This window comes from Psychrobacter sp. Ps6 (assembly GCF_022129235.1).
Classification (GTDB): domain Bacteria; phylum Pseudomonadota; class Gammaproteobacteria; order Pseudomonadales; family Moraxellaceae; genus Psychrobacter.
Window position 1 is genome coordinate 35,255 of record NZ_JADQAI010000003.1, and the last position, 21,041, is coordinate 56,295.

Sequence of the window (21,041 nt, forward strand, 5' to 3'; positions counted from 1 at the left end):
TTGTATCTTTTGTATTGATTCATTACAACGGGTGCATAAACCTAAAAAATCAGTTGTCTGAACCATTAAACAGTAAAAGACTCACCGCAGCCACATTCACCTTTTTGGTTAGGGTTAGTGAACTTGAAACCTTCGTTTAGACCTTCTTTTTCATAATCCATCAACAGGCCATCTAAATAGACCAAGCTTTTAGGGTCAATAAAGATGCTAACGCCGCGGCTTTCATAGCGCGTGTCATTTTCATCAGGTATATCTACAAACTCTAAAACATAAGCAAGGCCCGAGCAACCCGCTGTACGGATACCAACCCGAATACCTTCACCTTTGCCGCGATTGTCCAAAAAGTCTCGAACATGCTGAGCGGCGCGTTCTGTCATTTCAATCATGCCAACTCCCATTGACTATTAATCGTAAATATCAATAAATAAACTATGTAAACTGGCAAGCGAAATTAAGAGTTTGCCAAGATAATATGCTAATAGTTTTTAGAAAATAAAAGGTGACAATTACATAAGTGTCATTGTCACCTTTTTAGCGTTAGTAGCCATTTGATGTATTACTACTTTAGCATTGCTAACAAAACACAGCGCAGACGCTAGTAGGTTTGACTTAGATAGTGGCTTCTTCTACCGCTGCTGCTACGCCATGCTTACCTTTATAGTCGCTAATAGCGGCTTTAATGGCATCTTCTGCAAGTACAGAGCAATGCACTTTTACTGGTGGTAACGCTAATTCTTTAGCGATATCGTTGTTTTTGATTTCGCCAGCTTGATCCAAGCTCTTGCCTTTTAGCCACTCAGTAACCAGTGAGCTTGAAGCAATTGCAGAACCGCAGCCATAAGTTTTAAAGCGTGCATCTTCGATAATACCATTATCGTCGACTTGGATTTGTAGACGCATTACATCGCCACAGGCTGGGGCGCCGACCATACCGGTACCAACATTTTTGGCGTTTTTGTCAAGATTACCAACGTTGCGTGGGTTTTCGTAATGATCAATAACTTGGTCACTATAGGCCATGGGGTTTTCTCCTAGTTAGATGATGAGTAGTCGCGTATTAACTTTGAATGTCTAACTACTCATCGATAATTGGGGTCAAACATTTAGTTAATAAAAACTGGATTTATAATTGTCTGATCAATCGTTTAATAAATATATTTGAAGCTATATTACTGTCTGTGCTTGATTTTAGTGTTCAGCCCATTCGACTGAATTCAAATCAACACCTTCTTGGTACATATCCCAAAGTGGCGATAGGGCACGTAGTTTATCAACAGCTTCATGCATTTGCTTGATAACAGTGTCGATGTCTTCTTCAGTGGTATAACGACCAAAGCTGAAGCGGATTGAGCTATGCGCCAATTCGTCTGGGCGACCGATAGCACGTAGTACATATGATGGCTCAAGTGTCGCTGATGTACAGGCTGACCCTGATGATACTGCTAAGTCTTTTAGTGACATCATCAATGACTCACCTTCGACGAAATTGAAGCTGATGTTTACAATGTTTGGTACGCTGTTCTCAAGATCGCCATTTAGGTAGATCTCTTCGATATCTTGTAGACCATCCCAAAGCTTTTGACGCAGTTTTGCTGCATGTGCGTGATCTGCTTCAAAGCTTTCATTGGCTAAAGCAAACGCTGCACCAAGACCAACGATCTGATGCGTTGGCAATGTACCTGAACGCATACCGCGCTCATGACCACCGCCGTGTTGCTCAGCTTTTAGACGAATACGTGGCTTACGACGAACAAACAATGCGCCGATACCTTTAGGACCATACGCTTTATGACCGGAGAAGCTCATCAAATCGATCTTCATTTCTTCAAGATTGATTTTTACTTTACCAACAGACTGTGCGCCATCAACATGGAAAACTACGCCCGCTTCACGAGTGATTTCGCCAATCGCTGCAACATCTGTAATCGTACCAAGCTCATTGTTTACCATCATGAGAGATACCAAAATCGTATCATCACGTAGAGCTGCTTTTACTTGCTCTGGCAAGATAAGACCTGTGCTTGGCTGTGGCTCAAGATACGTAATCTCAAAGCCTTCTTGCTCAAGCTCACGGCAGGTATCTAATACGGCTTTGTGTTCAATCTTACTAGTGATGATGTGCTTACCACGAGACTGATAAAAGTGAGCTGCGCCTTTAATGGCTAGGTTGTCAGATTCAGTTGCACCAGAAGTAAAGACGATTTCGCGTGGATCAGCGTTGATGACTTCAGCAACTTGTCCGCGAGCAGTTTCTACTGCTTCTTCTGCTTGCCAGCCATAGCCATGCGAGCGCGAGGCTGGATTACCAAAGATGCCATCTACTGTCAGATATTCGCTCATCTTAGCAGCTACTGATTTGGCAACTGGTGTGGTGGCGGCATAATCTAAGTATATAAGGTTGTTATGTTGGCTCATGCTGGGTTTGCCTCGCTGTTCGATAGAGTAATGGTATTGATGTCTTTTATGGAAATGTCTTTTGTAGAGTTGTGCTGACGTTCTGATACTGACTGCACGTTTTCCATATCTAATAATTGCGCTAATGTTATATTTTTCAAGTACTGCTCAATATGATTTGATAGTGCACACCATAGGTCATGGGTTAGGCACATTGTACCACCTTGACAGTCACCGCGTCCTTCACACTGCATCGCATTAACGGATTCATCGACAGCAGATATGATGCTCATCACATCTATCTCGTTCAATGGCTTGGCTAGATGATAACCACCAGCTGCACCGCGAATACTGGTCACAAGGCCACGTTTGCGCAGCTTGGAGAATAACTGTTCGAGGTAGGAGATAGAAATTGACTGCCGTTTAGCGATATCAGATAGAGATACTGCGCTCTCTTGTTGACTGGTCTGTAATGCCAAGTCTAATAAAGCGGTAACGGCATATCTGCCTCGAGTAGTTAAACGCATGTGTTATCTCCAAACCTTTATGTCATTTTTATTTAACAACGATCTTGGAAAGGGATAGATATAGGCAATTATAGATCAATATAAAAACTGTCAATCATATCCATTCAAGTTGTGTTTTATCGTTATTAAACAACAGATGGTTAACCCGATGTGTGCAACGATTAGGTTAATTATACTTAATCCTGAGTAATTTAGTCAAGATTAAAGTGTGGTTAAATGGTTAATCGAGCTTATCGCTATGATTGATAAAAACAATGGTGTTCGGGATGTATGTATGAGCGGGGAGGGAGATCTTATTTTCAACACTTCGATATTGGCTAATGTATGAGTCAAACGTAAGTTGTAGCAATATCGCACAAGCCAGAGAAAAAATGAGCGTCCATTACCTGTAATAGGCACTAGACGCTCATCTATATCTGAAATCATAGTTTGGTAAAAATCAATTAATAAAAGCTAAGTTCTATTAAAATCAGCTCATCAATAGTGCGATAACTGAGCCAATCATAACGACCAGCGCCACCACTGTGACAATCATAAAGGTCTTTTGCTTACTCTGTAGCTCTTTGACTGTGGTTTCAAGCTCGCGGTTCTTGATGGTTAATGTATTGATTTGGGTCTGCTGCTCTTTGATACGCTCTTTATAATGGTCTTTCTTTTCCGCCATTTCAGCATCGGTCGGTTTGGTTTTAGCTTTGCCACCTTTTATCTTTCTAATTAAACCTTGGATTAAGCTGCCGAGACCAAGCTGCATAATGAATTGTTTTACCAGCTGCACTTGAACGGATTCACCGCGCATCTGTAATTTTTCGGTCGTCTCTCTATCGTGAGTGGTGATAGCATTAATCACTTGAATGCTATAAGCATTGATAACGACATCAGGTTCGCTACGACCAACAGGCAACTGGGCATCCAAGAGTACGCCTTTGGTACTAAAGGTGGCAAAAACCTCAACATGGGGCAAATATAAGCGCAATGCTACAACCGTACCTTGTTTGGCAAGTGGATAAGCGGCTTTACGTAGTTCAGGATCCAAACGTAACAATAGTGTCAGCGCCGACTCGATGAACACCAGAATAATATTAAGAAGAGAGTGAGACAACGTAGAACGCTTCATGTAAGTAATCCATTTTTTTTATTTAGCAAATCAAAGTTATGCAATAAACTTAAGTTTGTTTTTATCTAAAACTTGCAGTGATATTTTGCTTATAGTAACGCCTTTATAATAAAAAGTAACGCTAGTTTCTGTCAGTGGTAAAATTATTACAGTACAATCTAGCAGTTGATAAAGACACCAAAATTTATGACTGGTAATGCACAGACACCAACTGACAACTGTTTTGAAGAATAAACAAATAAGTTGATTCATTGTTTGAATGAGGACAGTTTGCCTGTATAGAGGTTGCAGATGTTTTGCGTAACATTGGGTGTCAAATACGTAGTTGATGGCACAAAAAGATGTAAAATCGCTTGCACTCCTTATGCTGCCTTGATATAAAGACGATAACAAAGCGAAACCTGTTAATACGCCAGTCAGGTAGTTTTTATTGCGTAAGTACCACGAGAGCGTTACAATGCTTGGCGTGAGCGTTTATTACCCCCTTAAACTTGAAGGAAATTTTATGAATAAGTCAGAATTAATTGATAGCATCGCAGACAAAAGTGGTCTAAATAAGACTCAAGCTGGTGATGCTTTGAATGCTGTTATGGAAAGTGTTGGCGAAGCTTTAGAAGCTGGCGATAGCATCTCTCTAGTTGGTTTCGGTACTTTTAGCGTAAAAGACCGCAAAGCACGTACTGGCCGTAACCCTAAGACTGGTGAAGAGCTAAGCATCCCTGCAAGCAAAGTACCAAGCTTCAAAGCTGGTAAAAACCTAAAAGAGCGTTTGAACTAAGCCGCTCTATGGTAGATGGTCGCTTTGGCTGATGTCATAAGCTAAGCACCGAAAAAGCACCTAAATATTAGGTGCTTTTTTTGTCGCTATAGTTTATCTCATACAACGTGAATATTTTGAGTATATACGAAAAATCACGTATCATAGGGCGCGCGATAGATGCGTTGTTTAAATAAGGTATTGTCACTGAACCTTATTTCCCTTAATAAAATGTACACGTTCTTCCTCTTACCATTGCCGGCTTAAATAGCATTGATATTAGCAGGTCGCACTCAACAGCTCCTAACAGTATTACAATGGTTTTTCATCAATATAGGTTAATAAAGCAGAGATAACTATGGATAAATTGCGCGATTTCTTAAAAAGCTGGCCAGGTCGCATTTTATTGATTTTATGCCTATCGCCACTGGCTCTATTGGGTGTCGAAAGCTATTTTGGCGGCGGGGTTGATCCCAACCAAATCGCTCAGGTGGGTGAGGCAAGCGTAGGGTTGTCCGAGTATCAGACTGCCGTCAACAACCGTCGCAGTGAAATACTAGAGCAAGTTGATGATGCCAGTTTATTAAATGAAGATGTACTGCACGAGCAGGTACTAAAAGGTCTGATTGATCGTACATTACTAGAGCAGCAAGCAGGTAAGCTTGGCATGACAGTCTCTGATGACACCATCAATCGTTTGCTGCGTGAAGAAGAAATATTCAAAGATGCTGATGGGAACTTTTCTAACGATCAGTTTGCAAACTTTTTGCGTCAGCGTGGCATGACCAAAAATCAGTTGTTTGCAGAGTTTCGCAATCAGTTAAGCTTGGATCAGTTGAATGCTAGTATCGTTGGCACAGCCGTCTATCCAATGCAGGCAGTCAGTCAATTGATTGACTTGCAACTAGAATCACGCAACGTCTGGGTACATCGTTTTGATTGGCAGGACTATGCTGATCAGGTCAAACTGAGCAAAAATGATATTCAAGCATATTATGATGCCAATAAAGACACCTTAAAAAGCGCGGCAATGGTCAACTTGGCTTATCTTCAGCTTAGCCCGCAGACCATCAAAGTTGATGGTGTGACAACAGAAGAGTTGCAGCAGCAGTACGAAGCGTATAAGCAAGGTCTGGCTGCTGATGATGAGCGTAGAGTGAGTCAAATACTGTTAACAGGTGATGATGCTAAGGCAAGAGCAGATAAAGTTAAAGCTCGCTTGGCTAAAGGCGAGTCTTTTGCTGCTGTGGCCAAAGCAGAATCGGATGATCCTTCAGGAGAAACAGGCGGTGACATTGGTCGCTTTAATCCGTCAGTATTTGGTGGTGACGCCGATGCTGTTGAAAAAGCACTAGAAGGCTTGAGCGTTGGAGATGTGACAGCCCCTATCAAGACCAGCTTTGGCTATCAGATATTCACAGTCACCGAAGACAATGGCAAAAAGATTCCAAGTCTCGAGAGTATGCGTGCTGAGCTGACTGCTAAGGCAAAAGAGTACAAGCGTCAAGAAATCTACGCGGATAAAGTAACCTCGATTAACGATTTGGCAGCAGACGGCTTTAGTATTGAAGATATTGCTCAGCAAGAGAATGTGACGCTAAAACGTATCAAAGATTATCGTAAAGAAAACAACAAATCAGTATTATCGCAACCAGCAGTGATCAAACAGGCCTTTGACGAATTTACGATTCAAGATCAGGCCGTAACGGCAGGTATAGAAGTTGGTAATGGCACGGTATGGGTACAACCAAGCAACTATCGTCCTACGACTACACTGAGCTTATCTAGTGCAACGCCAAGAATCACTCAGATATTGCGTCAGCAAAAAGCCACAGCTTTGGCGCTAAAAGAAGCAAAAGCTGTCGCTGCTGGTATCAAAACGCCAGCTGATATTGCTAAGCAATCGGTAAGCTTACAATCTTTGGGTGAGATCAATCGTCAAACAACGTTGCTGACTGATAAAGAGCGTGGATTGGCCTTTAGCAAGCAAGCTGCTAATGATGGCGTAGTTGCGCTCGCTAGTGAAACTGAGGTAGGTGCAACGCTATTGGTTGGTGATCGCATCAAGACTGAGCAGCAGTCACCATTATCTGATATGCAAAGAGCGCAGACTGCCAGCATCATTCGTGACAATTTAGGTCAAGACCAGCTGCAAGACTACTTAGATTATCTACGTATGGTCTATCAAGTTGAGATTAACGAAGCCAATATGGCAAATGCACAAGGGCGCTAAGCGTTCGTTGTATGGTTACTCTTAACTGTTAAACGCAAAAAGGCCACTGTATCGCTACAGTGGCTTTTTTGATGGGTAATACTTTAACAGTAGTGACCACGAATATTATAAGAGACTAGAAATTAGTCGCAGTACAAATACAAGTGCTGCGACTAATACCAGTCTTAAATTAATATGTGATTACTTAGTGGCGGAAATGACGCATGCCAGTAAATACCATCGCAATACCATGCTCATTAGCGGCCGCAATGGTCTCGTCATCACGCATAGAGCCGCCTGGCTGAATGATAGCAGAGATACCCACTTCAGCAGCATTATCGATGCCATCACGGAATGGGAAGAAGGCATCTGAGGCCATAACGGCACCTTCAGTGGCCAGTCCAGCATGCTCTGCTTTGATAGCAGCGATACGCGCTGAGTTAACACGGCTCATTTGACCCGCGCCAACGCCGATAGTACGTTGGCCTTTTGCATAGACAATGGCATTCGATTTGACATATTTTGCCACATTCCAGCTGAACAACAGATCTGCTACTTGCGCTTCCGTTGGTTGTACGTCAGTGACGATTTTTAGATCGTTTGCCGTAATCAAACCAAGGTCTTGCTCTTGTACGAGTAGGCCGCCATTGACGCGTTTGTAATCAAGCTGACTATCACGCTGATCTGGTGCTGGTAGTTCACCACATACCAATACACGTACGTTTTTCTTAGTAGCAGTCGCTTCAAGCACACCGTCTTCAATGCTAGGCGCAATGATGACTTCTACAAATTGATTATCGATAATAGCTTTTGCAGCAGCAAGTGTCAGTGGACGGTTGAATGCAATGATACCGCCAAAAGATGACTCAGGATCAGTGCTAAAAGCAGTGCGATAAGCAGCTACTTGGTCGTTATCTACCGCGACACCGCAAGGATTGGCATGCTTAACGATAACGCAAGCTGGTGCACTAAAGGCTTTAACACACTCAAGGGCTGCGTCAGTATCGGCGATATTATTATATGACAGCGCCTTACCTTGCAGTTGCTTAGCCGTTGCAATAGAAGCTTGCTGGCTTTTTAGTGGATGATTTTCAGTATAGAAAGCAGCGTTTTGATGTGGGTTTTCGCCATAGCGCAGATCTTGCGCTTTTTCTAGTTGTACATTAAATGTACGTGGGAAGTTTTCTGGCTCTTGCGTCTCATTGACACGGCTGCCTAAGAAGTTGGCAATCATACCATCGTACTGCGCAGTATGCTCAAAGGCTTTCACAGCCAAATCGTAACGTAAAGCAGTGGTCAGTTCAGTACTACCATTTAAAGCAGTCAGTACGCGGTTATAATCAGCAGGATCGGTCACGATGCCCACATGAGCGTGGTTCTTTGCTGCTGAGCGTACCATGGTAGGGCCACCGATATCGATATTTTCGATAGCATCGTTCATCGTCACGTCAGCACGCGCAATCGTTTCAGCAAATGGATATAAATTTACCACAACCAAGTCAATACGCTCGATTGCGTGCTCATTCATGACAGCATCGTCCGTACCACGACGTCCCAAGATACCACCGTGAATTTTAGGGTGCAGAGTTTTAACACGGCCATCCATCATCTCAGGAAAGCCCGTATAGTCAGACACTTCCGTCACAGCGACATTATTTTCTGTAAGTAATCGATAAGTACCGCCAGTAGAGAGTAAGCCAAAACCTGCTTTGATAAGGCCTTGAGCAAACTCAACGATATTGGATTTATCAGAGACCGAGAGTAGGGCAAGTGGGGTTGTACTCATAAAAAATCTTCCATAAAAAAAGCCTGACGTAAACGTCTGGCAAGGTGATGATGGCAACAACGGTAGACTATATCGCGATAGATAAAGCCATGCACATTCAATTGCCATGCATGATGATTAGTAATAATGGGTGAGCTCATATAGCAGTGCTACATTAAGTCGTAAGTTTTGAGTTTTTTGCGTAAAGTGCCACGATTGAGGCCTAAGATTTGTGCACACTTGGTTTGATTGCCTCGAGTTTTCTCTAGAACCACTGACAATAGAGGCTCTTCGACTTGCTTTAAGATAAGCTCATACAAGTCGGTAGGCATCTCATCACCTAGCATAGCAAAATACTGGCGAACGACACGCTCAACATGTACACGCAAAGGCTGCTGTGCGCTACTCGCAGCACTTTCTAACGGGACCTCAACATCGTGAGCGACATGGTGATAATCTTCTTTATTATAGTCGGCAGGATGCTCAGAGCTCTTAGCAAAATGATGGGCATGATGCTGTGCATGAGGTGCCATAAGATAATATCCTTGAAATGAAAAAAGAGTCAAACCATAAGATGTCAGAATAATAGTATATCAAATTAATATCGTCTAGCGCTGACAGATTGACGGCAATCTTAACGGCAGCGATATGTCAGGCTTATCCTATTGCTAAAAATAGTATTCAATAAAGTGGTGTCATCGTAATTTCACGAATTTGTGCATTGTCAACGGGTATGGTAAATAATAGTTGCCGGTTATTACTAGCAGCTAGCTGGCTTGGCTTACCCAATAAATAGTCGTTAGGCGCTGCTATAAACTCTCCAATGAGGTTATCTGTCCCATAAACGCTGACTTTTATATTTGGATAAAGCTGTGCTTTTGTGCTTTGATTGTTCAATATCGCACTGATATCGCTAAACGCACCGGTTGTTTTAATTTGACTTGATCGATGACTTGGATTGGTGATAGTCAAAGCTGTTAAATCAGCGCTTGGCAAGCTGCACGCTGCAATAGAGCATACCGTTTGGAGGCGCTGCGCATTGGCAGGGTTTTTGACTAATGTCTCTAGGTTAAACATAACATACTGCGCGGCAAGTAATAACGCTAATACTAAGCATCCAAGTATCCAGAGAATAGATGCAATTGAATGTGTTGTGGACGTTGGCGCAAACTGTGCTTGTGCCTTGTTTGTACGTTCTGTGACAGAATTTTCTTCGTCCCTAAGAGGTACACCCATATCTATCAGTAGTTGTGACAAATCTGTACTACCTACTGACTTGGCTTCGCGTTTATTTTGTTCCTCAAGAAGTGCTTCTAGCCATGAATTATCAGCTGTGTCGTTGATACTCGCATGAATATCATTGGCAGCAGTTGAGCTCAATACTTCTTGAGCCATTGAGGAGTGTTCTGTTGCAATACGATCGGTAGGAGATGCTAAAAATTGCTCTTGGCTTTTATTATTGGTTTTGGAAAATATGGTTGTCGAGTTGTCAGTTGTCGTGGCAGAGTTGGTATCGCTCACTTGCGTCAACCAAGCATCCATGCTGTCTAGTGAGTCGTATTCTACAATGCTGTCTTCTGGTTCATCGATATCCATATCATCATAGATCAAGTCGTCATGAATCAACATATCAGATGAACGTTTCTTATTGAGTGAGGACTTCGCAGTATTTGATATATTAGATGATTGATTACGACTACTGGTAGAGCTCTCGGGTTGATTACTCAGCTTGGATTGAGCATTTTGATGTGCTGTAGCAGTGTGTTGAGTGGAAGAGCTTTTGGAGGTATCAGGGGTTACGATAAGGTGTTGATTGACCGAAAAACTTTTTTGGCACTGAGTACAGTTAATAGTAGCATTGGCTTTATTTAGTTGATTCTGTTGCACTTTAAAGCAAGCTTGGCAATGAGGGCACTGGGTTTTTATTGGGGTGGTCATAGGGTCGAATCCAAAAAAGTATGGTTATCTATACCGCTTAGCCACTCACCAACAGCTACCATGCTTTTTGAAATTCTATAAATCATGAGCAACGACAGAGTGGCGTCAAACATGTCACGTTTGACTGCCCTCTATCGTAACAGATGTAATTAAATGTTGCTAGCTAGTAAATGTACCAGATAAACGCTGCCAATGCTGGTCCTCTTGCGCGGTAAAGGCATGCTTTGGATCGAGTGCAAAATAGGGTTGATAAGCTTCCATAACTTGTTCAGTCTGTGACTCGATTAAACCTGCCAATACGATGCGACCTTTTGATGCAATCAATGTCGAAAAGTAAGGTGCTAAGCCAATTAAGGGTTTTGCTAAAATATTGGCGACAATCACTTCTACAGGCAAAACATCATGTTGTGAGCAGTAATTTGTGAACTCTTCTGGTAAGAACGCTTGCAGACGGTCACCGACATGATTACGCACTGCATTTTGATTGGTTGCGAGTACAGCTTGTGGATCGATATCGACTGCATACACTTGGCGTGCACCCAATAATAGGGCAGCGATACCCAAAATACCTGAGCCGCAGCCATAGTCGATGACTACTTTATCTGTCAGGTCTTGCTCTGTTAACCAATCAAGACAAAGACGAGTCGTGGCATGATATCCAGTACCGAAAGCTAAGCCTGGATCCATAATGATATTGGTCGCCTCTGGATTGGGAGGTGTGAGCCAGTCTGGTACAATCCACAAGTCATTAGCGCATTCGATAGGATGGTAGTTACTCATCCATTCGCGCTCCCAATCCTTGTCATCAACAGCCGTTAGCCAAATACGAGTAGCCTGTACTTGTGCAGCGATTTCATGACTGAGCTGCTCAACAGCCTGACGGCTACCATCATCAGTGGTGGCATCAAATAGCCCTGTCAGTATGACTTCATCCCATAGCGGTGACTCACCGGGAAGTGGTTCAAACAAAGGCTGATCACCTGCATCATCTAAGGCAATAGATAGTGCGCCAGCTTCTAATAAAAGCGCTTCAGCCAAATCGACGTTTGATTTTTCACATTGTAAATGCAGTTGTTGCCATGCCATAACGATAACCCTAAGCTAAAATAAAAATAAATGTATGTTTTGGATAAATGATAACTGTAGTGAGCGACTATTAGCGTAAAGCTCGTCTTGCTTCACTAACGACGCGTGAGTTACCTTGAGCTTGCCCTGATTGTAAAATGATTTGCCACAGCGCTCGTCTACGACTGGCATCTTGAGAAACACCAAGGCCACGACGTGCCATCGCTTCTGCTTTACGAGGTTGGTTCTTTTTCAATGCCACTTGCGCCAAATAAAAATATACGGCTGACGATTTGGGTGCTAAGCGCTGTGCACGGGTAAAACTGTTTTCAGCATTCGTTAATTGTCCTGATTTCAGTTGATTAACGCCCACCTGCATCAAGTTACGAAATGCAGGCAAGTTACTGTTATTACTTGCTGATTGTTGAGAGCGTTGCTGTGAGTTTTTTCTTGCCTGTTCCAGTAGATCATTGTGTGACGGTGCTGAGGGCTCAGAGATGATATAGTCATTGCGCGATGGTATGGCAATGCCTAGATTAGGCTCTGTCACCACTGGAGTAGGTGGCTCAAATACAGGCGTTTCTTGTGTCAATGGATTCGGCGACTCGGACTGCTCAGGTGGAGTATAAGGCTCAATAGGGTATTCGTTCTCATCATCTGCTTCAACGATGGGTGCCTGAGTCACAGTGGTGGTCGATGTCACTGGCGGCTGTGATGATGGGATTGTTTGAATAGGTGTTGTTTTCATTGCAGCTGAGCTATCTGGCGCAGTCTGGCATGCGCTGAGGCTTAGCATGCTGCAAACGATGCCGCCTACAACTAGAGTATTCACTGACGCAAATTTTTTCTGCCACCAAGACATTGTTTGTGTCACAGAGGCAGATTGCTGTAGAAATGAGACCATGTTGAGACCTTTTTTAAATATCAGACGCTACATATTAAAAACAATGTTAAAACCATTCAATAGCACGGTCATACCACGTATCAGCGCGGTTTTGACCTTCATTATTTTGTCCATTACTGTCTTCTGAATCATCAGCATCAACCGCTTCACCGTTTGGGATATCTAAACCTTCGCGACGACGTTGCTCATTGATTGCACTCTGCTGATTTTGGAATTGCGATTGCTCGCGAGCACGGTCTTGTTGATATAAGTTAAGCGCGCAGCTACTGGCTTCCTCTGGTAAATGTGCTGACATGACAGGTAAGTATCGAGCATTGGCACAACGTTCGTTAGACAGCTTGCCTGAGTTGCTCTCGAGCCACAACCATTCGATACCTTCTGGCTCTGGTAGCGCCACCGGAGTGAGTTTGAGGCGTTTCATATAATCGACCCAAACCGGTAGAGCACCCGTACCACCACTCAAGCCAATGGGCTTGTTGTCATCACGACCAACCCAAACGACACTGACGTAGTTACCACTGTAGCCTGCAAACCAAGCATCACGGTAATCATTGGTAGTACCCGTTTTTCCGGCGAGATTCAGATTGCTACCAAGTGATTGAGCCCGTCTGGCGCTACCGTTTGACACTACCTGCTGTAGCGCGTAGTTGGTCAAAAAGTTGGTCTCAGGTGGAATACTGCGCTGAGTATTGAGTCCGGTACGCTGCAAAATACGACCGCGATCATCAATAACCGTGCGAATACTATGAATAGGCGTGCGGAAACCGCCAGTCGCAAAGACTTGGTAAATACCTAACATGTCCATAGGGCTCAGATTGACAGACCCTAATAATGCTGATGGGTAGGATGGTATTTCTTCTTTAACCCCCATGCGTTTTAGTTGTTTAGCAAAAGTATCAACCCCAAATTCCATGCCTAAGCGTACCGCCGCTTGGTTATAAGATTGCGACAGTCCTGTGGTCAATGGTACATAGCCATGATCACGGTTGTCATAGTTCTTAGGACTCCAATCGGTACCATCATTCAGATTGACTGTGATAGGTGAGTCATCCACTGAGCTTGCCAAATTATAACGACCACTTTCAAGCGCGGTCATATAAATAATTGGCTTCAATAGAGAGCCAACTTGACGCTTAGCATCGACGGCGCGGTTAAAGCCTGTGAACTCACTGCCACTACCGACGACAGACACCAACTCGCCAGTTTCAGGGTTGGCACTGACGAGCGCGCCTTGTAAATCTTTGGTTTTGCTACCGCTGCGGCGTAGTTCACCAAGTTTTCTATCAACCGCCTTATCTGCTGCCAACTGAGCAATAGGGTCTAGGGTACTAATGATGATTAGACCTTCGTTTTTAAGATCATCAGAGTAATAGACATCGTTGAGCTCACGTTTGACGATGTCCAAAAAGTCAGGGAACTGGCTCTTGCCCTCAGCAGGCTTGTCCACGATACCGAGCGGCTGTTTTAGGGCTTTGTCATAGTCTTCTTGGCTTAGTGTCCCCATTGCGAGCATGTTACCAAGCACCACGTCACGACGAGCTTTTGAGTCATTTGGATTGCGACGTGGGTTATAAATGCTCGGACCTTTTGCCATACCAACTAACATCGCTTGCTGATCTATGCGCAGCTCATTGAGTGGTTTATCAAAATAGAACTGTGATGCCAAACCAAATCCATTGATAGAGCGATTGCCGTTTTGACCCAAATAAATTTCGTTCAAATAAGTCTGTAAAATTTCATCTTTACTATAATGCAGCTCAAGCAGTACCGCCATCAACGCCTCATTGGCTTTGCGTTTGAGGGTGCGATCAGAGTTGAGGTAAAAGTTTTTGATCAGCTGCTGGGTGATGGTCGAGCCACCTTGTCTAGCGCCGCCAGAAAAGTTATTGATTACGGCACGAGCGATACCGCGTATCGAGACGCCTTTATGCTCATAAAACGCGCGATCCTCAGTGGCAATCAAGGCATCAATCAGGGGCTGAGGCACGTCATCTAAAGAGACAACCATTCGATCTTCGTTACTGTCTGGATAGATACCACCGATACTCACTGGCTCTAGGCGAATGATGCCGCTTTTGGCAGGTAAGGTGCTTTGAATAGAGTCAACTTTATTGCCAGCAAGGGTCATTTTGATGACTTGCTCAGCATCTATATCGCTTGAGCTATAGGTAAAGCCGCGCGTATGGATAAAATAAGTATTACCCGATCTATGATAAGTGCCAGTACGATCATAAGACTTGTTGCTTTGATAATTAAGCAACTCTAGCCACGTTTTCATCGTATCTCTATCGATATTGGCACCCTGATATAGCTCGAGCGGCTGTGAGTATACTTTAGCTGGAATATCCCAGCGCTTGCCTTCAAACTTATGGGTAATGGTGCGATCAAGCTTGACCAAATACAGTGCAAATAGCACCATGCCAGCGATGATGATAATTAAGAGAAGACTACTAAATACCAAGCCGCGCTGCTGTGAAGGTAAGGCATTCATAGCAGGCTTAGATGATGGTGATAGCTTGGTATTTGGTAACTTAAAATTGGATTTTTGCACGGATGTCGCACCATTTTTGGATAAAAAACTGCCTCATAATGACGCAAATTGACAAATTTTTCAATCTATCATCGTTAACTAGGGCATGCATTGGTATTAGACCATAAGCAATGCTACTGTTTGGGGTGATTGCTTATAGTATAATCTCTACTAAAATAACTGATACTTATCATCAAGTATCAGCATCTTTCAATTGGGTTAATAAACGCCATATAAGATAGCAATCTATGATCAGTACCATGATGTATTTTGTATGAATCCGCCGTTGCTAGTTATTTGCTATTAGCCATTTGTTATCAATATTGTGCTACTAACAATAGTGATATCCATGTGATGAAAAGTGGCTCTGTTGCACGACGTACATTACAGTCAATCAGAGCAAGTTTGCCTTAAATGAATACATTTTGAGCAAGCCTGTCAAAGGAAGTAAGCGCAACTATGTCTAGTATCCCATCATCAGTATCATCTGCTACCAATCATTCTTATGAAGACAACTCCATCACTGATGGCTTGGTGCTACCCCTTGCTGATCACTGCTTCCATTGCGGCGATCCAGTGCCTCAGCCACCGTTTTATACTGAGATACTAGGCAAATCGCGTGAGATGTGTTGTATGGGCTGTCAGTTAGCAGCTCAAAGTATTGTGGAGGCTGGGCTTGAGCAGTATTATCTTGACCGTTCAGAGATTAATCGTACAGCAAGCTTACCGACCCAGCTGACGCGTCTTGAGGTATATGATCATGACGAGATAAAGTCACAGTTCGTGTATGCGCAAGACGGTCTGTCGGTAGCAGAGTTGTCTGTTAATAATTTACGCTGTGCGGCCTGTACATGGCTGATTGAGTCGCGTCTCGATGAGCTAGAGGGCATTAGTAAGTGTCAGGTGAATTTGACCAACCAGCGTATGCGGGTCATTTGGGATGAAAACAAATTACCCATCAGTCGTATTCTAGCGGTCATCAACGAAATCGGCTACGAAGCCAAGCCTTATCGCCAAGATACTCACGAAGCTATGTTGGCACGTCATAATAATCAAATGCTATTGCGTCTAGGCATCGCTGCACTAGGTTCGATGCAAGCAATGATGTATGCCGTTGCGCTTTATTTTGGCGAGTATAGCGACATGTTGATATTCCAGCGTGACTTTTTGCGTTGGGTATCTTTATTTGTGAGTACGCCTGTTTTTTTCTATGCTGGTATTCCTTTCTTTACCTCCGCATGGTCAGCGATTCGTGCGCGCCAAGTCAATATGGACGTGCCCGTCAGTCTTGCGTTGATTATCACTTTCTTTGCCAGTCTCTACGCTACCATCACTGGGCAAGGGGAGACATACTATGACTCCGTCAGTATGTTTATTTTCTTTTTGCTGGCAGGACGCTATATCGAGCACAATGCCCGTCTAAAAGCCGCGACCATGGCTAATGATCTGGTCGTAGTAGAGCCAGTATTGGTACAAAAAGTAGCTGAAGACAAATCAGCCGCCGCGCGTATTTTGCAGCAGATCAGAGACAATGCGTCTCAACAAAGTGACAATGTCGAAGATGAGGCGAAAAAGGCATCAAATGCGACGGCAGAAATGATGCCTAAGTTTATGAAGGGTATCGATGCGAATGTCCATCAGCTCACATCGGGTATTGCTCAAGATTGGCAGCGGTCGCGCAACCAACAGAATGCGTTATCAAAGGCAGAGGAAGATATATCATCAAAGCAGATGGTGACGGCCCATAGCTTGCAAGTGGGTGATATTATTTTGGTTGAGGCAGGTTCGGAGATTATCAGTGACGGTATTTTGTTAAGTCCAACTGCAACAGTCTCGCAAAGCCTACTGACTGGCGAAGGTGATTTAATCATTAAGTCCCAAGGCGATTATATTGTCGGCGGTGCGCAAAACGACAGCCAGCCGTTTGAGATGTTGGTGATAGCGCTACCAAAAGACAGTCAAATAGGGCTGATTGATAGACTGATGAACCGTGCCATGAGCGAAAAGCCCAAACTGGCACAGCAAGCAGATAAGCTGGCACGTTGGTTTATCGCCCGTATTTTGGTGTTATCGGTTTTGGTGTTTGTTGGCTGGTATATCGTTGACCCAAGCCAAGCCATTTGGGCAACAGTCGCCGTATTGGTCGCCACTTGTCCTTGCGCCTTGTCATTGGCGACGCCGATTGCCTTGACCGTCTCAACCAACCGTCTGGCCAGCTATGGTTTTTTGACGACCCGTGGGCATACGCTGCAAACATTAGCTGAAATCACGCATGTTGCTTTTGATAAAACAGGTACGCTGACCTATGGTAAGCCAAACCTATTAAATATTGAGTTAATAACACCAAAAAGCCATACCGAAACTGACGATTTATCATCAATAGCGCAAAAAGACAAACTATTGGCAATCGCAGCTGCCTTAGAAGTGGGAAGCCGTCATCCCATTGCTCATGCACTGCTTACCGCTGCCTATCAGTTACATTTACCACCGACGAGGGCCATGCAGCACTATCCTGCAGGCGGGGTAGAAGCCATGATTGATGGCATGGTATATCGCATTGGTCATGTGAATTTTGCGTTAGATAAAACCAGTGGCAGTGTCAATGAGGTCAATACAAACAATGATTTGAACATTGACTTGGTAGCTCAGCGTGCCAGCTCAGCGGTTGTCTTATCGAGCCAGAAACCTGATACAAATGACTGGCAAGCGCTGGCGTGCTTTTATTTCAATGACAAGGTACGTGATAGTACCCAGTCGATGCTCGATACGCTCAAAGGGCTAGGTATCGAGTCTGTGATGTTGACGGGTGACCCAAGCCCGCAAGCGCTCGTGATGGCTGAGAATTTAGGGATACAATCAGCTTATAATGGTCTATCACCGACTGATAAAGTCAATCATATTCAGCAGTTGCAATCTAAAGGCGCCGTGGTACTGATGGTGGGTGATGGCATCAATGATGCACCAGTGCTAGCAGCGGCTGATGTGTCCACCTCGATCGCCGGTGCCGCAGATTTGGCCCAAGTATCCAGCGACAGTATTATCTTGAATGGACAGATCGAAGCCATCACTGCTGCCAAACGTATCTCTGATAAAACCGAACGTATTATCAAGCAAAACTTCCGCTGGGCGCTTGCTTACAACAGTATTGTTTTGATACCAGCGGCTTTAGGTTATGTCCCGCCATGGCTTGCTGCGATTGGGATGTCACTTAGCTCATTGTTTGTCGTGTTAAATGCGCTACGCCTAAAACGTGCTTAGCTTCTTCGGAGCGTGCTTAACTCAAAAAAATATTCAAGTCCTACATAAAAAAACCGCCTTCAAATAAAGGCGGTTTTTTCTATACAAAGTTTCTGTCAGACAGTTTGTTCAATTAGTCTTGAAGATAGCTCAATAGACGCATGAACTCAATGTACATCCAGACTAGAGTGGCAAGAATACCAATGCTGAACAACCATTCGTAGTCTTCAGAAATACCCATCGCCACGCCGCGATCGATATTATCGAAATCCAACAACAGCGTGAAAGACGCGATAACAATCACAAACAAGCTAAAACCAATAGCGATAGCACCACCTTCAAACAAGAATGGCAAGGTTGAGCCAAACGCTAGAGATAGTACCCACTGTGCTACATAGACAAGCATAATGGCAATAACCGCAGAAGTCACGATAGAACGGAACTTTTCAGTAACCTTAACCAAACCTGAACGATATAGGCCAAGCATAACCGCAGCTGTGACGAAAGTTGCGCACATTGCAGTGACTGGTACCGTTGGATACATTTTCATGAAAAATAATGAGATACCGCCCAAAAAGATACCTTCTAGCAATGCGTAAGGCACCGCCAACGTCTTGGCTTTTTGTGGCTTAAAAGTAATAAAAAGGGCAAGAACAAACGCAGCAATCATGCTACCAAAGGCTGCCATGGTAATAAAACCTTGCGATAAACCTGCCATAAGCGCATAAAAGAAAAAGCCCACACCAGTAATAGCTGATAACCCAAGCAACAGGCTGGTCTTTTGAATAACGCCTTTGACCGTCATTGGATTACCGCCGATCGCAAGTTCTGCGCGACTGACAATAGGATTGGCCATACATAAGTCCTTAATAATAAAATATAAAAATAGAGATGCTGCTACTTTAGCAAAACCGCCGTTATTGTCAACTGTGTTTGCGTGATAGCCGTTACAGCTCAATCTAGTAGTCTCAAAACCTAAGCAGACAAGTAAGCATGAGCAAGGCATCTAATATATTTTATATGGGGCCAGTTACGACAGTTAACAACGATAATTCATAAACATGCTAGTCTAAGCGCGCATTTATCGCTATTATTGCCCTGTACTTCACCGTTATACCGAGTCGTTTTATGGAAAACTCAGCGCAGTCAGCAAGATTGCCACACTTACATGAGTCAGAGCTGTTCCACGCTATCAAAAATCCTGCTTTTAGACGTATTGGCTTGATGGGCCGTGCTGGTAAACGCAGCGTCACGCAAAGCCTGGTACAGATTGCCCAAACCATCAACGACATGAATTTGACGTTGATCATGGATGTACAAACTGCCAACTTACCAACGCTTAACCTCACGGAAGTAGAAAGAGTCAAAATCGTTAAACGTGGCTTGATTGGTGAGATTTGCGATTTGGTCATTGTTGTTGGTGGTGATGGGTCGATATTGCATGCTGCTGAAGCATTGGCACGCTACCGTGTCCCGGTATTAGGGGTTAACCGTGGTCGTCTCGGGTTTTTGGCAGATGTCAAACCTGACGAAGCAGCATTTAAGTTACGCCAAGTATTGATGGGAGACTATCAACTGGATCATCGGTTTTTATTGACGATGGAGATACGAGAAGGGCGTAAAATTATTCATGAAGACATGGCGCTAAACGACATCGTACTACACGCCGGTAAATCTGTACATATGATCGATTTTCAGATGAAAATTGATGGACATGATGTCTATAGACAACATAGTGATGGCTTGATAGCAGCGACACCTACAGGTTCAACCGCTTATGCCTTGTCGGGTGGTGGCCCCATCATTCATCCGAGTATGGATGCCATCTGTCTGGTGCCCATGCATCCGCATACGCTCTCTAGTCGTCCGATTGTGGTCAGTGGTAATAGTGAGGTTTGTATTCGTATTCACGAAGACAATCGCACGCAGCCAATGGTCAGCGCAGATGGCAAACCAAGCGTACCGCTTGAGCAGGAACAGCGCCTATATATTCGTAAGCATCCTGATAAGCTCACTTTACTGCATCCGCCTGGGTTTGACTTTTATGAAGCCTGTCGTACCAAGCTGCACTGGAACGTACATGCCGAAGAATTCAGTCTGGATGTCGATGATGATATTATAGATGATGAATGAGCGTATCTATTAGGGCATGTTTTCAAATCGTCTAATAGTCATCAAAAAATATGATGCAAAATAGTAGTGGAGAGTAGGCAAGATGGATAAACAAACAATACTAGCCAGTCTAACACCGGAAGTGGTTGATAAATTCCGTATGGCGATTGAGCTAGGTAAGTGGCCTGATGGTCGTAAAATTACCGCTGAGCAGCGAGAAACCTGCATGCAAGCAGTGATGGTATGGGAGCACGAGCATCTACCACCTGCTGAGCGTACTGGCTACATCCACAAACCAGTAAAAGACGACGGTTCAGTGGTTGGTGCTGAATGTGACGTTGAGCATGAGCATCATTATCCTAATATGCCGAACCCGAAAGGGGCGGTACAACCTGTGAAATTTCGTAATAAATAAGACTATAAACAGTCAATAAAAAAGCCACGCTCATTAGCGTGGCTTTTTTACTTTATTAATTATTTAATCAC

At 43.8% G+C, this 21,041-nt stretch carries 17 protein-coding genes; 5 read left to right on the plus strand and 12 right to left on the minus strand.

From position 1 onward, the window contains the following. Positions 1-65: 65 nt before the first annotated feature. The 5 genes from iscA to I3255_RS04475 form a co-directional block, all read right to left on the minus strand. Positions 66-386: an iron-sulfur cluster assembly protein IscA gene (gene iscA / locus I3255_RS04455; RefSeq protein WP_058024184.1), complete on the minus strand. Its 321-nt coding sequence runs from the start codon at positions 384-386 to the stop codon at positions 66-68. Between the two features lie 223 nt (positions 387-609). Further along, positions 610-1,020, minus strand: coding sequence for a Fe-S cluster assembly scaffold IscU (iscU, locus tag I3255_RS04460; protein ID WP_238037308.1), 411 nt, complete (start codon positions 1,018-1,020; stop codon positions 610-612). 168 nt (positions 1,021-1,188) lie between these two features. Beyond that, positions 1,189-2,415 (minus strand): IscS subfamily cysteine desulfurase, encoded by a 1,227-nt coding sequence (locus I3255_RS04465; protein ID WP_238037310.1) that lies wholly within the window; start codon positions 2,413-2,415, stop codon positions 1,189-1,191. Continuing rightward, positions 2,412-2,921: an Rrf2 family transcriptional regulator gene (locus tag I3255_RS04470; RefSeq protein ID WP_238037312.1), complete on the minus strand. Its 510-nt coding sequence runs from the start codon at positions 2,919-2,921 to the stop codon at positions 2,412-2,414. Before I3255_RS04470 ends, I3255_RS04465 begins: the two co-directional genes overlap by 4 nt. A gap of 469 nt (positions 2,922-3,390) precedes the next feature. Continuing rightward, the gene (locus I3255_RS04475) at positions 3,391-4,035 is read right to left on the minus strand and encodes a hypothetical protein (RefSeq protein WP_238037313.1); all 645 of its coding nucleotides are present in this window, start codon (positions 4,033-4,035) and stop codon (positions 3,391-3,393) included. 457 nt (positions 4,036-4,492) lie between these two features. Here I3255_RS04475 and I3255_RS04480 point away from each other — a divergent pair, with 457 nt between their 5' ends. Together I3255_RS04480 and I3255_RS04485 are read left to right on the plus strand one after the other, a co-directional pair. After that, on the plus strand, positions 4,493-4,813 hold the full coding sequence (locus tag I3255_RS04480) for an HU family DNA-binding protein (protein ID WP_161808411.1): 321 nt from the start codon (positions 4,493-4,495) through the stop codon (positions 4,811-4,813). 337 nt (positions 4,814-5,150) lie between these two features. After that, on the plus strand, positions 5,151-7,025 hold the full coding sequence (locus I3255_RS04485) for a SurA N-terminal domain-containing protein (protein ID WP_238037316.1): 1,875 nt from the start codon (positions 5,151-5,153) through the stop codon (positions 7,023-7,025). A gap of 184 nt (positions 7,026-7,209) precedes the next feature. Here the strand turns inward: I3255_RS04485 and purH are convergent, their stop codons facing one another. The 6 genes from purH to mrcB form a co-directional block, all read right to left on the minus strand. Further along, positions 7,210-8,790 (minus strand): bifunctional phosphoribosylaminoimidazolecarboxamide formyltransferase/IMP cyclohydrolase, encoded by a 1,581-nt coding sequence (purH, locus tag I3255_RS04490; protein ID WP_238037318.1) that lies wholly within the window; start codon positions 8,788-8,790, stop codon positions 7,210-7,212. Positions 8,791-8,939: 149 nt separating this feature from the next. Continuing rightward, the gene (gene fis / locus I3255_RS14850; protein WP_269117269.1) at positions 8,940-9,302 is read right to left on the minus strand and encodes a DNA-binding transcriptional regulator Fis; all 363 of its coding nucleotides are present in this window, start codon (positions 9,300-9,302) and stop codon (positions 8,940-8,942) included. Between the two features lie 148 nt (positions 9,303-9,450). Further along, positions 9,451-10,707, minus strand: coding sequence for a DUF3426 domain-containing protein (locus I3255_RS04500; RefSeq protein ID WP_238037321.1), 1,257 nt, complete (start codon positions 10,705-10,707; stop codon positions 9,451-9,453). A gap of 159 nt (positions 10,708-10,866) precedes the next feature. Then, entirely contained in the window at positions 10,867-11,793 is a 927-nt protein-coding gene (prmA, locus tag I3255_RS04505) for a 50S ribosomal protein L11 methyltransferase (RefSeq protein WP_238037323.1), read from the minus strand. Positions 11,794-11,863: 70 nt separating this feature from the next. Next, positions 11,864-12,676 carry a tetratricopeptide repeat protein gene (locus I3255_RS04510; RefSeq protein ID WP_238037325.1) on the minus strand — a complete coding sequence of 271 codons (813 nt, stop codon included), beginning with the start codon at positions 12,674-12,676 and terminating at the stop codon, positions 11,864-11,866. A gap of 46 nt (positions 12,677-12,722) precedes the next feature. After that, positions 12,723-15,167, minus strand: coding sequence for a penicillin-binding protein 1B (gene mrcB / locus I3255_RS04515; protein ID WP_238037768.1), 2,445 nt, complete (start codon positions 15,165-15,167; stop codon positions 12,723-12,725). A 498-nt stretch (positions 15,168-15,665) separates the two neighbouring features. On the opposite strand from mrcB, the gene I3255_RS04520 reads away from it, so the two are divergent. Further along, positions 15,666-18,464 carry a heavy metal translocating P-type ATPase gene (locus I3255_RS04520; RefSeq protein WP_238037328.1) on the plus strand — a complete coding sequence of 933 codons (2,799 nt, stop codon included), beginning with the start codon at positions 15,666-15,668 and terminating at the stop codon, positions 18,462-18,464. A 112-nt stretch (positions 18,465-18,576) separates the two neighbouring features. Here the strand turns inward: I3255_RS04520 and I3255_RS04525 are convergent, their stop codons facing one another. Continuing rightward, positions 18,577-19,299 carry a Bax inhibitor-1/YccA family protein gene (locus I3255_RS04525; protein WP_238037331.1) on the minus strand — a complete coding sequence of 241 codons (723 nt, stop codon included), beginning with the start codon at positions 19,297-19,299 and terminating at the stop codon, positions 18,577-18,579. A 272-nt stretch (positions 19,300-19,571) separates the two neighbouring features. On the opposite strand from I3255_RS04525, the gene I3255_RS04530 reads away from it, so the two are divergent. Together I3255_RS04530 and I3255_RS04535 are read left to right on the plus strand one after the other, a co-directional pair. Further along, positions 19,572-20,576, plus strand: coding sequence for an NAD(+) kinase (locus I3255_RS04530; protein WP_238037334.1), 1,005 nt, complete (start codon positions 19,572-19,574; stop codon positions 20,574-20,576). A gap of 82 nt (positions 20,577-20,658) precedes the next feature. After that, a complete protein-coding gene (locus I3255_RS04535; protein ID WP_201599824.1) occupies positions 20,659-20,970 on the plus strand; it encodes a DUF1315 family protein in 312 nt (103 codons plus the stop codon). The last annotated feature ends 71 nt before the right edge of the window (positions 20,971-21,041 follow it).

Excerpts from the sequence above, each read along its gene's own strand:
- iscA (WP_058024184.1), bottom strand. The coding sequence starts at position 386 with ATGATTGAAATGACAGAACGCGCCGCTCAGCATGTTCGAGACTTTTTG.
- iscU (WP_238037308.1), bottom strand. The coding sequence starts at position 1,020 with ATGGCCTATAGTGACCAAGTTATTGATCATTACGAAAACCCACGCAAC.
- I3255_RS04465 (WP_238037310.1), bottom strand. The coding sequence starts at position 2,415 with ATGAGCCAACATAACAACCTTATATACTTAGATTATGCCGCCACCACA.
- I3255_RS04470 (WP_238037312.1), bottom strand. The coding sequence starts at position 2,921 with ATGCGTTTAACTACTCGAGGCAGATATGCCGTTACCGCTTTATTAGAC.
- I3255_RS04475 (WP_238037313.1), bottom strand. The coding sequence starts at position 4,035 with ATGAAGCGTTCTACGTTGTCTCACTCTCTTCTTAATATTATTCTGGTG.
- I3255_RS04480 (WP_161808411.1), top strand. The coding sequence starts at position 4,493 with ATGCTTGGCGTGAGCGTTTATTACCCCCTTAAACTTGAAGGAAATTTT.
- I3255_RS04485 (WP_238037316.1), top strand. The coding sequence starts at position 5,151 with ATGGATAAATTGCGCGATTTCTTAAAAAGCTGGCCAGGTCGCATTTTA.
- purH (WP_238037318.1), bottom strand. The coding sequence starts at position 8,790 with ATGAGTACAACCCCACTTGCCCTACTCTCGGTCTCTGATAAATCCAAT.
- fis (WP_269117269.1), bottom strand. The coding sequence starts at position 9,302 with ATGGCACCTCATGCACAGCATCATGCCCATCATTTTGCTAAGAGCTCT.
- I3255_RS04500 (WP_238037321.1), bottom strand. The coding sequence starts at position 10,707 with ATGACCACCCCAATAAAAACCCAGTGCCCTCATTGCCAAGCTTGCTTT.
- prmA (WP_238037323.1), bottom strand. The coding sequence starts at position 11,793 with ATGGCATGGCAACAACTGCATTTACAATGTGAAAAATCAAACGTCGAT.
- I3255_RS04510 (WP_238037325.1), bottom strand. The coding sequence starts at position 12,676 with ATGGTCTCATTTCTACAGCAATCTGCCTCTGTGACACAAACAATGTCT.
- mrcB (WP_238037768.1), bottom strand. The coding sequence starts at position 15,167 with ATGAATGCCTTACCTTCACAGCAGCGCGGCTTGGTATTTAGTAGTCTT.
- I3255_RS04520 (WP_238037328.1), top strand. The coding sequence starts at position 15,666 with ATGTCTAGTATCCCATCATCAGTATCATCTGCTACCAATCATTCTTAT.
- I3255_RS04525 (WP_238037331.1), bottom strand. The coding sequence starts at position 19,299 with ATGGCCAATCCTATTGTCAGTCGCGCAGAACTTGCGATCGGCGGTAAT.
- I3255_RS04530 (WP_238037334.1), top strand. The coding sequence starts at position 19,572 with ATGGAAAACTCAGCGCAGTCAGCAAGATTGCCACACTTACATGAGTCA.
- I3255_RS04535 (WP_201599824.1), top strand. The coding sequence starts at position 20,659 with ATGGATAAACAAACAATACTAGCCAGTCTAACACCGGAAGTGGTTGAT.